Annotated in this window: 11 protein-coding genes and 1 pseudogene; 2 read left to right on the top strand and 10 right to left on the bottom strand. The window is 67.1% G+C overall.

The window, feature by feature from the left end; all coding sequences use genetic code 11:
• Positions 1–15: 15 nt before the first annotated feature.
• Complete coding sequence (locus tag KR767_RS11855) at positions 16–1,572, bottom strand: POT-type proton-dependent oligopeptide transporter (protein ID WP_250876455.1); 1,557 nt, start codon at positions 1,570–1,572, stop codon at positions 16–18.
• A gap of 97 nt (positions 1,573–1,669) precedes the next feature.
• Between KR767_RS11855 and KR767_RS11850 the strand changes: the two genes are divergently transcribed.
• A complete protein-coding gene (locus tag KR767_RS11850; RefSeq protein ID WP_250876454.1) occupies positions 1,670–2,701 on the top strand; it encodes an oxidoreductase in 1,032 nt (343 codons plus the stop codon).
• A 588-nt stretch (positions 2,702–3,289) separates the two neighbouring features.
• On the opposite strand, the gene KR767_RS11845 is transcribed toward KR767_RS11850, so the two are convergent.
• The 3 genes and pseudogenes from KR767_RS11845 to bamJ form a co-directional block, all read right to left on the bottom strand.
• Positions 3,290–4,144: a sulfurtransferase gene (locus tag KR767_RS11845; RefSeq protein WP_250876453.1), complete on the bottom strand. Its 855-nt coding sequence runs from the start codon at positions 4,142–4,144 to the stop codon at positions 3,290–3,292.
• Positions 4,138–4,937, bottom strand: a pseudogene (locus tag KR767_RS11840) (CoA pyrophosphatase). Before KR767_RS11840 ends, KR767_RS11845 begins: the two are co-directional and overlap by 7 nt.
• A gap of 32 nt (positions 4,938–4,969) precedes the next feature.
• On the bottom strand, positions 4,970–5,683 hold the full coding sequence (gene bamJ, locus KR767_RS11830) for a BamJ family beta-barrel-assembly machinery protein (protein WP_250876451.1): 714 nt from the start codon (positions 5,681–5,683) through the stop codon (positions 4,970–4,972).
• 145 nt (positions 5,684–5,828) lie between these two features.
• Here bamJ and KR767_RS11825 point away from each other — a divergent pair, with 145 nt between their 5' ends.
• Positions 5,829–6,611, top strand: coding sequence for an enoyl-CoA hydratase-related protein (locus KR767_RS11825; RefSeq protein ID WP_250876450.1), 783 nt, complete (start codon positions 5,829–5,831; stop codon positions 6,609–6,611).
• A gap of 151 nt (positions 6,612–6,762) precedes the next feature.
• On the opposite strand, the gene KR767_RS11820 is transcribed toward KR767_RS11825, so the two are convergent.
• The 6 genes from KR767_RS11820 to leuS form a co-directional block, all read right to left on the bottom strand.
• A complete protein-coding gene (locus KR767_RS11820; RefSeq protein WP_250876449.1) occupies positions 6,763–7,590 on the bottom strand; it encodes a DUF1684 domain-containing protein in 828 nt (275 codons plus the stop codon).
• A gap of 61 nt (positions 7,591–7,651) precedes the next feature.
• On the bottom strand, positions 7,652–9,487 hold the full coding sequence (gene mutL, locus KR767_RS11815; RefSeq protein ID WP_250876448.1) for a DNA mismatch repair endonuclease MutL: 1,836 nt from the start codon (positions 9,485–9,487) through the stop codon (positions 7,652–7,654).
• Between the two features lie 79 nt (positions 9,488–9,566).
• Entirely contained in the window at positions 9,567–10,199 is a 633-nt protein-coding gene (gene nadD / locus KR767_RS11810) for a nicotinate-nucleotide adenylyltransferase (protein WP_425483456.1), read from the bottom strand.
• A 5-nt stretch (positions 10,200–10,204) separates the two neighbouring features.
• The gene (holA, locus tag KR767_RS11805) at positions 10,205–11,215 is read right to left on the bottom strand and encodes a DNA polymerase III subunit delta (protein WP_166947665.1); all 1,011 of its coding nucleotides are present in this window, start codon (positions 11,213–11,215) and stop codon (positions 10,205–10,207) included.
• Positions 11,216–11,228: 13 nt separating this feature from the next.
• Positions 11,229–11,771 (bottom strand): LPS-assembly lipoprotein LptE, encoded by a 543-nt coding sequence (locus tag KR767_RS11800; protein ID WP_250876447.1) that lies wholly within the window; start codon positions 11,769–11,771, stop codon positions 11,229–11,231.
• 2 nt (positions 11,772–11,773) lie between these two features.
• Positions 11,774–14,521 carry a leucine--tRNA ligase gene (leuS, locus tag KR767_RS11795; RefSeq protein ID WP_250876446.1) on the bottom strand — a complete coding sequence of 916 codons (2,748 nt, stop codon included), beginning with the start codon at positions 14,519–14,521 and terminating at the stop codon, positions 11,774–11,776.
• Positions 14,522–14,571 lie beyond the last annotated feature (50 nt).

Genomic DNA, 14,571 nt, shown 5'->3' with positions numbered 1-14,571 from the left:
GCCGTGGAGGTGGCGTCACGCGGACCGGTAGTAATCGACCTCGCGGTACCGGCGCGCGTACAGCCCGAAAGCCAGCCCCGCGACGGCAGCGAATGCGGCAAAGAAGAACATCTGGAAGGCCGTGGTGCCAAGTCCCGTCCCGGCGATGGCCGCCAGCACGCCCTCGTTGCGCACCCCGGCATTGGCAAGCAACACCCACAGGTTGCCCACGGTGACGCTGAGCGTCCAGAAACTCATCAGCGTGCCCTTCATCGCCGGGGGCGCCTGGCTGTAGGCAAACTCAAGGCCCGTGGCGGAAACCAACACCTCGCCCATCGTAAGGAACACATAAGGCAGGATCTGCCAGGCAATGGAAATCGGGTCGCCGCCATCCAGCGCCAGCTGCATCGCCCCCACGATCACCCAGGCGATCGCCGCCAGGAAGATACCTGCCGTCATCCGCCGCAGCGCGGTCGGCTCGATACCGCGACGGCGCAGCAGCGGATACAGCACGAGGTTGTTGAAAGGAATCAGCAACAGCACCAGCAACGGATTCAATGCCTGCATCTGTGCCGGATGCAGCCAGTCCGGCACGCTCATGGCGTTGGCCTGCAGTACCCAGGTGGAAGCCTTCTGGTCGAACAGCGACCAGAACGGCGTGACCAGCGCAAACACCACCAGCACGCGAAGCACGGCGGCCACGCCATCGATGGCGTCATCGGGATGCGCGCCACGTGCACGCTCCAGCTGCATGCGCGTACCCAACGCACCGCCACCGATCAGCAGCACCAGGGCAATGCACAGCGTGGCCACGATGCCCAGGGACGGAGCAAGCGCCAGCGTTGCCACGGCAAGACATGTCGCGACAATGGCAACGGCAAGACCCTGACGTGGCTGGCCCTCGCGCTTCGCCGTCAACGCCGTACGAACCACCCGCGCAAAACTGTGTGGATCATTGCGGCTGGGCGGCACCATCACGTAATGCCGGCGCCCCATCCAGAACACCACCGTCGCCACGAACATCAGCGCCCCGGGCAGGCCGAACGCCACCGCCGCGCCATAGTTGCGTAAAAAGAACGGCATCAGCAGCGAGGCCAGGAACGAGCCCACGTTGATGATCCAGTAGAACGCGTCGAAGACCACCTTGGCGAGCTTGCGGTTGCTCTCGTCGAACTGGTCGCCCACGAAGGCCGCGACGCAGGGCTTGATGCCTCCCGCACCGAAGGCAATCAAGGCCAGTCCCGTATAGAACCCCGCCACGCTATGCTCGAACAGCGCCAGGCACAGGTGGCCCACGCAGTACACCAGGCTCAGCCAGAACACCGTGCGGTACTTGCCCAGGAAACGGTCGGCCAGCCAGCCGCCCAGCAAGGGGAAGAAGTAGACACCGATCACGAAGGTGTGGAACACATCCTTCGCCGCACCGGGGCGTTCGCTCTCCGGCAGGTACATCAGCAGCGACGTCACCAGGAAGGGCGTGAGGATGTTGCGCATGCCGTAGAAGCTGAAGCGCTCGCAACCCTCGTTGCCGATGATGAACGGAATCTGGCGTGGCAACCGTGCGCGGGCGGGGGCGGACTCGGCGGAACTCATAGGCGTGGGCTTCAGCGGCGACAAACCGGTCGATCCTAAACGAAACGCTCAGGCCGGCCGCGCTACCCTTGCCGGCATGTCCACTCGTGGAGCCACCATGCACCCGATCCCTACCGGCCTCATCGGCTACGGCACGGCCGGCGCGTTCTTCCATGCGCCCCTTATCGCCGCCGCCAGCGGTCTTCGCCTTGCCGCCATCGGCAGCCGTCGCAAGGACGAGATCCTGCGCGACTTTCCCGAGGCTATTGCGTACGAAAATCCTCAAGATTTGCTGGCCGATCCCGCCATCGAGCTGGTGGTGATCGCCACGCCCAACGAGAGCCATGCCTCGCTGGCCCGCGCTGCGCTGGAGGCCGGCAAGCATGTCGTCGTCGACAAACCGTTCACGCTGGACGCCGGCGAAGCCGAAGCGCTGATCGTCCTGGCCGAACGCGTGGACCGGCGCCTGTCCGTCTTCCAGAATCGGCGCTGGGACAACGACTTCCTTACGGTACGGCGGCTGGTCGAGGATGGCCGGCTGGGCGACGTCGCGTATTACGAAGCGCATTTCGACCGATTCCGGCCCGAGATCAAGCAGGGCTGGCGTGAAACGGAAGCGCCGGGCTCCGGCTTGCTCTACGACCTTGGCGCACATCTCATCGACCAGGCGCTGGTGCTGTTCGGCCTGCCGCAGGCCGTCACGGCGGACGTAACCCGCCAGCGGGCCGCGGCGCGCGCGGACGATTACTTCCACCTGGTGCTCGACTACGGCCGCCGCCGCGCGGTGCTGCATGCCTCCGTACTGGTGCGCGATCCCGGGCCGCGCTACCTCGTGCACGGCGATGGCGGCAGCTTCGTGAAATACGGCATCGACGGGCAGGAAGCCGCGTTGCGCGACGGCAAGCGCCCCGGTGGCGAGCGCTGGGGCGAGGATGAGCCGGCATTCTTCGGGCGCTTCACCGACGCGGATGGCACCGGTACCGTCATCGACACGTTGCCAGGACGATATACGGCGTTCTACGAAGGCGTAGCCGCATCGATCCGCGATGGCGCGCCGTTGCCAGTGAAAGCCCGCGAAGCATGTGACGTCATCCGCGTCATCGAAGCCGCCCAGCGCTCCTCCACCGAACGCCGCACCGTCTCCCTGTAGGAGCGTGCTTGCGCGCGACCAGGGGTATCGAAACGATGATGATGTTCGCGACAACCGGTCGCGCGCAGGCGCGCTCCTACACCGAACGCCGCACCATCTCCCTGTAGGAGCGTGCTTGCGCGCGACCGGGGGTATCGAAACGATGATGATTTTCGCGATAACCGGTCGCGCGCAGGCGCGCTCCTACAACAAGCTGCCGCGACGTGGGGAGAGGCGGCGGGGGTGGCCCTTGGCGCGACTTGATGGAGGTGAGGGGAGTGGGCGGACAAGGCCCGAAGGGGGCGGGTCAGGATGACCCGCCTTTCTCGCCGAGGCACGGAGGCCGAGTCGAGAAACCCCGCCCGCTCCCCGTGCCCGAAGGGGCGAAGCCATAAGACACTGAGCCGCGCAGCGGCTCCTCCTTTCCCGAGGGACACCGCAGGCCGGAGCGACAAGCCCCCCCTCCCCCCCCGTCGCCTCGTGCGCCGCCACGCCACAGGCGCCGAGCGCGAGGCCGACAGGCGAGCCCACCCTACGGAGCGACGCACCACATGGGCAGCTTTACTACGGAGCGACACTATTCCAACCGGTCGCGCGCAAGGCGCGCTCCTACAGGGTGGTTACGGGGCGGGTGGGGTCGCTTACCCAGCCTGACCATGAGGGGGCGTACAGGCGCGAGCCGCAGAGACCTGCGTAGTCCATCGCCAGCAGGTTGTGGCAGGCGGTGACACCGGAGCCGCACATGTGTACGACTTCGGCAGAGTCGTGAGGGCGGATCAGTCCTTCGAATGCCTTGCGCAGGGCTTCGGGACGCTGGAAGAAACCATGCGCATCGAGATTGTCGGCGAAGGGACGATTGCGTGCGCCGGGCACGTGTCCCGCCACGGGATCCAGCGGCTCCACTTCGCCGCGATACCGTGGCGCCGCGCGCGCGTCGAGCAAGACGATGCGACCGCTGGCCAAGCCTGCCGACAGCTCCTCGGCCGATACGGTGCCCGTCGCATCGAAACGCAGATGCATGCTGGTCGCCTCGCGTACCGGCAGCGTGGCGTCAACGGGCAGCTTCGACGCGAGCCACGCCGGCCAGCCGCCATCGAGCACGGCAACGTTGTCCAGGCCCGCCAGACGCGCCAGCCACCAGAAACGCGACGCGGCGAGCGCGCCGCCCGCGCCGTCATAGGCCACCACCTGCACGTCAGGCCGCCAGCCGATGTGCGAAAGAAACGCCTGGAACCGTGCAGGATCGGGCAACGGATGACGCCCCCGACCGTTCGCCGGCGTGGCCATGTCGGCCAGGTCGCGATCCAGGTCGGCGCGCACCGCGCCCACGATGTGACTGTCGGCGTAATCCCTGTCGCCCTTCGTCGCGTCCGCGAGATCGAACCGGCAATCGACGAACAGCACCTCGTCGAGCGGCAGGTTGGCGGCCGTGGCCGTGTCGATGAGGGTGCGCGAGATCAGCATGGTTGGCCCATTCGCCGGATGAGATTGAGAAGGATGGCGGCCGTGACGCCCCAGATGCGATAGCCCGCATGCAGGAACTCGACCATGTCGCGGTTATGGCCGCGGAATTCCATCGTGTAGCGACGCAGGTTGTCCGGGTCCATGAAGAACCCGAACGGCACCTCGAACACTTCGGCCACTTCGCCCGGATCGGGGCGGATGTGTGCGTCCGCGGAAACGCGGGCCACGACGGGCGTCACCGTATAACCGCTGATCGTCTCGAACGAATCGAGAAAACCCAGCGGCGTGACGAGGCCCGCATCCAGCCCGATTTCCTCATGGCTTTCACGCAAGGCGGTGGCGATGACATCGCGGTCGTCCGGCTCGACACGCCCACCGGGAAACGCCACCTGCCCCGCATGCTGTTGCAGGGTGTCGGTGCGCACGGTGAGCAGCACGTTCTGGTCGCGGTCGTCGCGGATGCCGAGCAGCACGGCCGCGCGCCGACGCGGACCTGCGCCGATCAGCTGTGCCATGTCGTCGTGATTCCAGCCACGCGGGCCGGGAGGGCTGTCCAGTGGCAGCAAGGCACCGTGCAGGCGGGCGAGCATGTCGTCCATCAGGCGGCTCTCCTCGACGGGAGGCTCGCCATGATCCGCTGGCGGTGGGTTTCGTCGAAACCGGCCCAGGCCGCGATCTCATCGAGGCTGCGCAGGCAGCCCTCGCACAACCCGTGCGTGCCCATGCGGCAGACGCCGGTGCAGGGTGTCGATGGCAGAGGGGACGGAGACGAAGTGGCCATACCGCCGGCCATTCTAGCGCGGCGGCGGCCGGGGTGCTGGCACGTTATTGGCGTATGTCCATCAGCTCGATGTCGAACACCAGCGCCTCGTTGGGGCCGATGCGCGGCAGTTCGCCCCGCTCGCCATAGGCAAGGGCCGGCGGGATCACCACCTGCCACTTGTCGCCGACGTGCATGCGTGGGATCACATCCTGCCAGCCGGGGATGACGCGGTTGACCGTGAAGGTGACGGGCTTGCCATGGGCGTAGGAGCTGTCGAACTCGGTACCGTCGATGAGGGCACCGCGGTAATTCACCACCACCGTGCTGGTGAGCTGGGCCTGTGCGCCGTTACCCTTGCTGAGCACGGCATACTGGATGCCCGACGGCAGGGTCACCACGCCCGGCCGGGTACGGTTCTTGGCGAGGAAATCGGCACTGCGCTTGGCATTGGCCATGGACACGCGACGGAACTCCACCATCGAGTCGCGCTGCACCTTGGAATCGAAATTCACCAGCTGCTGCTGCATGGTGTCGATGGGCACGCTCGGCTGCCGTTTCGCGTAGCCGTCCTGCAACGCCTTCACGAGCACGGCGATGTCGACATCCGGCTGTGCGCTGTTCGCGAACTGGGTGCCGATCTGGTACCCGATGGCGTAGGACAGCTTGGCCTTGTCGATCGCCGGGGCGCCCGAGGCGGGCGCCGATTGCGCATGCACCTGCGCGCCGCCCAGGATGAGCGATGCGGTGGCAATGGCGAGGAAACGCAAGCGTGACATCCCGTTCTCCGTGAACCCGGACTTCTGGCGTCGGTGAGGATAGTCCATCAGCCGCTCGCTCGTCCGTACGCCCTCAGACGCCCCCGGATGGGGAAAGGTTCCCCTGCTACCATTTCGGCCCTCATCCCCCAGCCAGGAATCCACCATGGCCTTCCGCAATCTCGTCACCGCGGACCGCGGCGCCGTCCGCACGATCACCGTCAACCGCCCCGACAAGCTCAATGCGCTCAACCGCGAGACGATCGGCGAGCTGACCCTCGCCTTCCGCCAGGCGGCACAGGACGACGCCGTGCGTGTCGTGATCCTCACGGGCGCCGGGGAGAAGGCCTTCGTGGCGGGTGCCGACATCTCCGAGATGAGCGCGTGGTCGCCCGTGAAGGCACAGGCGGCCTCGCGCGCCGGCCAGGAGCTCATGCTGACCGTCGAGCGGTTGGGCAAGCCGGTCATCGCGAAGATCCGGGGCTACACGCTGGGCGGTGGCATGGAGCTGGCCATGGCCTGCCACCTGCGCGTGGCCAGTGAGAAGGCGAAGTTCGGCCAGCCGGAGATCGGCCTGGGCCTGATTCCCGGTTTCGGCGGCACCCAGCGGCTCACCCGTCTCACCGGCCGTGGCGTGGCGCTGGAGCTGTGCCTTCTCGGCCAGCAGATCGATGCCGCCCGCGCCGAGCGCGTGGGCGTGGTCACCCGCGTGGTAACACCAGAAGAACTGGACACCGCCGTGGACGCGATGGCCGACCAGCTGGCCGCCGCCGCGCCGCTGGCGCTGAAGGGCATTCTCGAGGCGGTGATCGAGGGCGGCGAGTGCGCGCTGGATCAGGGCCTGGCGTTTGAAACGCAGGGCTTCGCCATCGCGTTTTCGACGGAGGACATGCAGGAAGGAACCAGCGCGTTCCTCGAACGCAGAAAGCCGACCTTCAAGGGCGCCTGAAGCCCGCTTTCCTGTAGGAGCGCGCCTCGCGCGCGACCGGTTCGTCGCAATGACCCGGCATCCTGTAGGAGCGCGCCTTGCGCGCGACCGGCGCACGGCATATCCCGGTCGCGCGCAAGGCGCGCTCCTACAGGGGGTGCCTCGGCGCGGGTTAGTGGGCCGAGCCTTTGTATTTGAGTTCGCCGGCTTCCACGCGGATATCCAGCCGGTTTTCCGGCGGTGCCAGCGGGCAGGTGGCGTAAGGCGTGAACGCACAGGGCGGATTGCGGGCCTCGTTGAAATCGATCACCAGCTTGCCGTCCTGCGGCAGGCCCGTATCGAGGAAGCGCGCCGCGCCATAGGTTTCCCTGCCACTGGTGAGGTCGCCGAAGACAAAGAACAACGCATCGGGCGTTTCCTGGATGGGAAACAGCTCGAAGGTGCGACCGTCGCGCACGAACACGGCCTTGCCCGGCACCTTTTCCTTGTCGATGGTGCCCAGCACCGTGCCCATTTCCAGCTCCATCGGCGGATCGAACGGTACCCAGTCGGCTTCCACGCGCCAGGAGGCATCGATGGGGAAGTAATCCAGCCCTTCGAAATGCGTGCGGGTATGTGCCTGTTCGTCTTTCACGCGCAGCGCCTTGCGGCCGTCGCGGGCAATGACGAAGAAATGCGCCGAGCCGAAGCGGACTTCGCTGGGGGTGTGGCCCGGGGCGTCGTCGAAGAGCTCTGCGTGGGTGACTTTCTCGCCGTTGACCGTTGCGCCGGTGCCCGGCGCCAGGTCGATGGTCGTCCGACCGTCGTCGGCGAGCGTGATCGTGCCCAGGTGAGCCGGGCCCGCCTTCAGGACGATGTCGTTGTCGGTGGCGCTACCGATGCGATTCGCGCCCGGCTGCAACCAGTCGAGGCCGATGAGACTGAGCCAGCCGCCAGGTGACTGAAGCAGGGACAGGCGGTGAGTGCGGGCGTTGTGGACGGAGGCTTCGTGATGGGTCATGACAGAGGCTCGGCGGAGGTGGTCGCGCGCGAGGCGCGCTCCTACAACATCAATGGCGGGGTCAGCGGCCGCGGAGGAAGAGGCGGTCGAGTTCGCCCAGCGACAGCTGCACCCAGGTCGGACGACCGTGGTTGCACTGGCCGGAGCGCTCGGTGGCTTCCATCTCGCGCAGCAACGCGTTCATCTCGGGAATGCCCAGGCGACGACCCGCACGCACGGAGCCGTGGCAGGCCATGGTCGAAAGCAGTTCGTTTTCCAGCTCTTCCAGTCGCCGCGAGCTGCCGTGCTGGGCCAGTTCGGCGAGCACGTCGCGGGTGAGCTGTGCCACGTCGGCGCCTTCCAGCAGCGACGGAATGCGCCGCACCACCACGCCTGTCGGGCCGCTGCGCGACAGCTCCAGCCCCCAGTCGGCCAGCGGCTCGGCGTGTTCCTCGGCGGCGGCGGCTTCCTTGGCACTCACCGCAATGCTCAGCGGCACCAGCAGCATCTGCGAGCGCAGGTTGGCCGTAACCCGGCCGTTCTTCAGCTTTTCGTAGGTGATGCGCTCGTGCGCGGCGTGCATGTCGACGAGGATGAGCCCATGCTCGTTCTCCGCGAGCACGTAGATATTTTTCAGCTGCGCGATGGCATAACCCAGCGGCGGTACGTCGCTGGACGCATCCAGCGCATGGCCGGCCTGTGGTAACGGTCGTTCTGCCACCGCAGCGGACGTTGGCGGCCCGAACAGCGTGGCGTAATCGGCCAGCGGCTGGTCGCGCACGCCCAGGTCCAGGCGCGGCTGGCTGGCGGATGACGGCCACGACGGCAGCGATGCCTGCGGTGCCGACAGGCGCGAGGGCATACCCGGCGACATCGCGGCCATGGGCATCGGCGCGTCCGTCGCCGCCAGCGAGCCACCGGCGCGCGTATGCGCCAGGGCCTCGTGCAAGGTGCGGAACAGGAAATCGTGGATCAGGCGCTGCTCGCGGAAACGCACCTCGCTCTTGGCCGGATGCACATTGACATCCACACCCGCCGGATCGACGTCCAGGAACAGCACAAACACCGAATGGCGTCCGTGGAAAAGCACGTCGGCATACGCCTGGCGAACCGCATGGGCCACGACGCGGTCACGCACAAGACGCCCGTTGACGTAGAAATACTGCTGGTCTGCCTGCGCGCGCGATGCCGTGGGCAATCCAACCCACCCCGATAAACGCATGCCCGCGGCTTCGTGATCCACCCGCAACGACTGCCCCGGGAATTCCGGCCCCAGCACTTCGGCGACACGCGCCAGTGCGGCGTTCTCGTCACGCGCCGGTTTCAACAGGCGCACGGGCTTGCCGTTATGCGTGAGGCGGATGTCCACGCCTTCGCGAGCCAGCGCGAGCGACTTCAGCAGGTCGTCGATATGCGCGAACTCCGTGCGCTCGGCGCGGAGGAACTTGCGGCGTGCAGGCACGTTGTAGAACAGGTCGCGTACTTCGATGGTGGTGCCGGGGGGATGCTGCGCGGGGCGTGCATCCTGCAACTTTCCACCGTCTACCTCGATGCGCCACGCCGCGTCTTCGCCGCCATGCCGCGAGGTGAGCGAGAAGCGGGCCACGGACGACACCGACGCCAGCGCCTCGCCACGAAAACCCATGCTGGCCACGCGTTCGAGATCGTCGAAGCTGCCGATCTTGCTGGTGGCATGCGATGCCACGGCCAGGGGCAGTTCGTCACGCGGAATACCGCCGCCGTCGTCGCGTACGCGGATCAGGCGCGAACCGCCCTGCTCGATATCCACTTCGATGCGGCGGGCACCGGCGTCGATGCTGTTCTCGACCAGTTCCTTCACCACCGAGGCGGGGCGTTCGATGACTTCGCCGGCCGCGATCTGGTTGATCAGTTCGGGCGGCAGGACACGGATGGGCATGACGGTAAGACCTGACGGGCTTGCAAGCCGGAAGGATAGCCCATGGGCTGTCGCGACGCTCTCCGCGACTTGCGCCGGATCAGCGTCCGAGCGCGCGGTACGGCGCCAGCAAGGCCTCGTCGGCGAAGCATTCGGAGGGCATCAGGAAGCGCGGTTCGTGGCCGGCGGCGAAGGTCTCGCGGATCGCGGTGGCGGCGATATCCAGCGGCGTGATGGCGATGTCCACCACGAGGCCTGCGGGGCCCTGCACGCGAGGCGCGCGGCGGTCCGCCACGAAGGCGGCCAGTTCGTCCGGCAGCGGATGATCGCCACCGGGCCGGGTCAGCACGCCGATATGTGCCAGGCGGAACAGTTCCTTCCACAGATGCCAGGACGCGAGGCCGGCAAAGGCATCCGCACCCACCAGCAGCACCAGCGGGCGATCGGGGCCGATCTCGGCACGCAACGAAGCCAGCGTATCGACGGTGTACGAAGGACCGTCGCGATCCAGCTCGCGCGTGTCGATGGAGAGGCGGTCCTGCCCCGACAACGCCGCACGCAGCAAGGCAACGCGACCAGCGGCATCCGCCACCGGCGGCGGCCGGTGCGGCGGCGTGCGTGCCGGCACCATGCGCACCTCGGCGTCCAGTGCCTCCACGGCCTCCCACGCGGCGCGCAGGTGGCCGTTGTGGATGGGATCGAACGTGCCGCCAAGAATGGCGAGCGGACGCAATTCACTCATGCGAAGGCCGTGGCAGCGCGGGGTTCGGCAATGGCGGCGACAAGGCGCTCCGCCTCGAGCCAGGGATCGCCCTGCTGGCGCCCCTTGGCCATGCGGTCGATGCGTGCCGCACGGGCCAGGCAGGCCAGCCAGTGCTCGCGCGGTGCGCGCCGCAGGGCCTTGCGGAACAACTGCTCGCGCGCCGGCCACAGGCGCTCGGCCCGGGCCTGGGAGGCGAAGTCGCGGGCGTTGGCCAGGCGCAGGGCCAACTGGAGCTGATTGACCATCCAGCCCATCAGTACGATCAATTCCTCGCCCTCGGCACGCAGCCCGGCCAGGATGCGCAGCGCGCGGCCGCCCTCCCCGGCGAAGGCCGCATCGGTGAGCTTGAAGGCGTCGAAGCGCGCGCTGTCGGCGACGAGGCTTTCCAGGGTATCGGCATCGAGGCGGCGGTCGCCCGCCAGCACCACGAGCTTGTCCACTTCCTGGGCCGCAGCGAGCAGGTTGCCCTCCACGCGTTCGGCCAGCATGGCCACGGCGTCGGGCGTGGCCTGCACGCCGCGCGAAGCGAGACGCGCGCCGATCCACTGGGTCCACTCGTGCGGACGCGGCGCATTGAAGATGATCTGGATGCCGGCCTTGTCCACGTTCTTGGTCCAGGCCGCATCATGCTTGCTGCTCCACTCGGTGGCGGTAATCAGCAGCGTGGTGTCGGGTGGCGGATTGCCCACGAATTCCGTGATGGCGGCGCCGCCATCCTTGCCTGCCTTGCCACCGGCTAGGCGCAGGTCGAGCAGGCGCTGGGTGGCGAACAGGGACAGGCCGGCCGATGCACGGGCCAGGTCGTCCCAGTCGAAGCGACTGTCGGCTTCCAGCACCTCGCGCTCGGCATAGCCCAGCCGGCGCGCCATGGCGCGCACGGCATCGGCCGCTTCGAGCACGAGCAGTTCCTCGCCTACCAGCAGATACACCGGCGCCATGCGATCGCCGGCAAGGTGCTTCTGCCACTGGCCGGGATTCATCGACACCGGAGCTGCTCCCTTACTGCGCGGCGGGTGTTGGTGTTGCCAATGCCGGGTGCGCACCCGCCGCCTGCAGGCGGAACAGGATCGACTGCACCATGTCGCCGATCAGGCTGCGCTGCAGTTCTTCGGTCTGGCTGGCGGTACCGATGGTGTTGGTGGCGTCGTAGCTGAACTCGCGCGACATATCGACCGACTGGGTCGGAATGATCTGCGTGCCGTCCGGTGCCTTCGCATTGAATTCGACGTGGTAGCGCACGGCGTATTCGGTGACGCGCGCCGTGCCGCTCACGGTGAGCGAATCGGTGCGGAAGGTGTTGCTGGTCACTGCCAGCTCGGCCGAATCGGCCGAAGGCTTGTCGACGACAACGGCACCGGAGCCCTCCAGCACGCGGGTGAGGTCGCGCTCAAGCTTGCCGCCACCGGACACCGTGAGGTGGATCTTCTTCATCCCCGCCGGCAACGAGGCCGACTGGCGAAGGTGGAAGCCGCAACCGGCCAGCAGGGCAACGGTGGCCACCACCAGGGCGGAACGCAGCAAACGGGGAAGCTTCAGGCTCATGGTTATCCTGCGACGATGTTGACGATCTTGCCGGGCACGACGATCACCTTGCGCACGGTCAGGCCTTCGAGGAAGGCCTCCACCTGCGGCACGGCCCTCGCCATGGACTCGGCTTCTTCCTTCGAAGCGGAAGCCGGTACCTCGATGGTAGCGCGAAGCTTGCCGTTCACCTGAACCGCGTAGGTGAGCGAGTCACGAACCAGGGCCGCCGGATCGACGGCCGGCCAGCCGGCGTCCTCCACCAGCGTCTCGGAATGACCCAGCGCCTGCCACAACGCATGGGACACATGCGGCGTGAACGGGTTGATCAGGCGGATCACGGCCGTGAAGATCTCCTGGCGCAGGGCCACGCCCTGCGCGCTGGCATCGTCGAACCGGCCCACGGCGTTCAGCAGTTCCATCAGGGCCGCGATGGCTGTGTTGAAGGACTGCCGGCGACCGATGTCGTCGGTGACCTTCTGGATGGTTTCGTGCAACTGGCGGCGCAGCGTCTTGCGGGCGGCGTCGCCGGCCGGGTGGTCGCCCTGCCCCGCGCCCGCCTCGACATGCGCGGTGACATCGCGCCACAGGCGGCGCAGGAAGCGCGACATGCCTTCCACGCCCGCCTCGTTCCATTCCAGCGACTGATCGGGCGGCGCGGCAAACATGGAGAACAGGCGCACGGTGTCGGCGCCGTACTTCGCGATCATTTCCTGCGGGTCCACGCCGTTGTTCTTCGACTTGGACATCTTCTCGACGCCGCCGATCTCCACCGGCTGACCATCGGCACGCAAGGTCGCACCGACGATGCGCGCGCGATCGTCGCGCTGCACGTCCACGTCGGCCGGGTTGTACCAGGTGAAGGAACCGTCGGCTTCCTTACGGAAATAGGTTTCGGCGATGACCATGCCCTGGCAGAGCAGGTTCGTGGCCGGCTCGTCGCTGTTCACCAGCCCTTCGTCACGCATGAGCTTGTGATAGAAGCGGAAGTACAGCAGATGCAGGATCGCGTGCTCGATGCCACCGATGTACTGGTCGACCGGCGTCCAGTAGTTGGCGCGCTCGTCCACCTGGGCCTGTGCATCCGGGCTGGTGTAGCGGGCGTAGTACCAGCTCGACTCCATGAAGGTGTCGAAGGTGTCGGTCTCGCGCTCGGCCGGGCCGCCGCAGTTCGGGCAGGTGGTCTTGCGCCATTCCGGGTCGGCCTTGATCGGCGACTGCACGCCGGAGAACTCGACGTCCTCGGGCAGCACCACCGGCAGCTGGTCTTCCGGCACCGGCACGGCATCGCACTTGGGACAATAAATCACGGGGATCGGACAGCCCCAGTAACGCTGGCGGCTGACGCCCCAGTCGCGGATGCGCCAGTTCACCCGGCGCTCGCCACGACCGGCCGCTTCCAGCTTCGCCGCGATGGCGTCGAACGCCGCGTCGAAATCCAGGCCGTCGAATTCGCCGGAATTCACCAGGTAGCCGTGCTCCGTGTAGGCGGCGGCATCCTGGATGGCCACTTCGAACGAGCGCACCGTTTCCACGGCCGCCGAGGTGGCGTAGGCATCGGTGTGACCGCCCTCCAGCGCCTGCTGGGTGGCGTCGGCGCCGTCGCCCTTGTTGAGGTCGCGGCTCATTTCCGCCAGCGCGTCGAGCACGCCGCGGTCGACCACCACCATCTTGATCGGCAACGAATACTTCTGGGCAAACTCCCAGTCGCGCTGGTCGTGACCGGGTACGGCCATGACGGCACCGGTGCCGTAACCCATCAGCACGAAGTTGGCGACCCACACGGGCACCTTCTCGCCCGTGATGGGGTGGATGGCGTCCACGCCCGTGTAGTAGCCGCGCTTTTCCTGGGTTTCCAGCTCGGCCTCGGAAATGCCGCCGGCCTTGCAGCTTTCGATGAATTCGGTGAGCCCCGCGTTACCCGCGGCGGCGCGCGTAGCGATGGGGTGCTCGGCGGCCACGGCCACGTAGGACACGCCCAGCAGGGTGTCCGGGCGGGTGGTGAACACCTTCAGCGGCTCCGCCTGGCCTTCGACGTCGAAGGTGATTTCCAGGCCCTGCGAGCGTCCCAGCCAGTTGCGCTGCATGGTCTTCACGGCATCGGGCCAGCCCGGCAGGGTGTCCAGGCTGTCGAGCAGTTCCTGCGCATAGGCGGTGATCTTGAGGAACCACTGCGGAATCTCGCGCTTCTCCACCACGGCGCCGGAACGCCAGCCCTTGCCGTCGATGACCTGCTCGTTGGCGAGCACGGTCTGGTCGACCGGATCCCAGTTCACGACGCTGTTCTTGCGGTACACCAGGCCCTTTTTCATGAGCCGGGTGAACATCTGCTGCTCCCAGCGGTAGTACTCGGGGCGGCAGGTGGTGACCTCGCGGGTCCAGTCGTAGGCAAAGCCCATGCGCTTGAACTGCTCGCGCATGTGCTCGATGTTCTTGTAGGTCCACTTTGCCGGCGCCGTGCGATTCTTGATCGCGGCGTTCTCGGCGGGCAGGCCGAAGGCATCCCAGCCCATCGGCTGGAGCACGTTCTTGCCCTGCTGGCGCTGGAAGCGGCTGATCACGTCGCCGATGGTGTAGTTGCGGACGTGGCCCATGTGAAGGGCACCCGAGGGGTACGGGAGCATCGAGAGGCAGTAGTACTTCGGCTTGTCCGTGGCCTCGGTCACTTCGAAGGCGCGGGTGTCGTTCCAGAAGCGCTGGGCGGCGGTCTCGACGGCGTCGGGGGCGTAACCGCCCTGTTCGCGCGTTCCCTGATCGTGGGTGTCCTGCATGATGTCCTGGTAATCCGGATGAAAGGCTGGAGGGCCGCCCCTGTCGTATG

The organism is Luteibacter anthropi (genome assembly GCF_023699965.1).
GTDB lineage: Bacteria > Pseudomonadota > Gammaproteobacteria > Xanthomonadales > Rhodanobacteraceae > Luteibacter > Luteibacter anthropi.
Note: the sequence above shows the minus strand (reverse complement) of the source record. Positions and strands in the feature narration are given on the sequence as shown.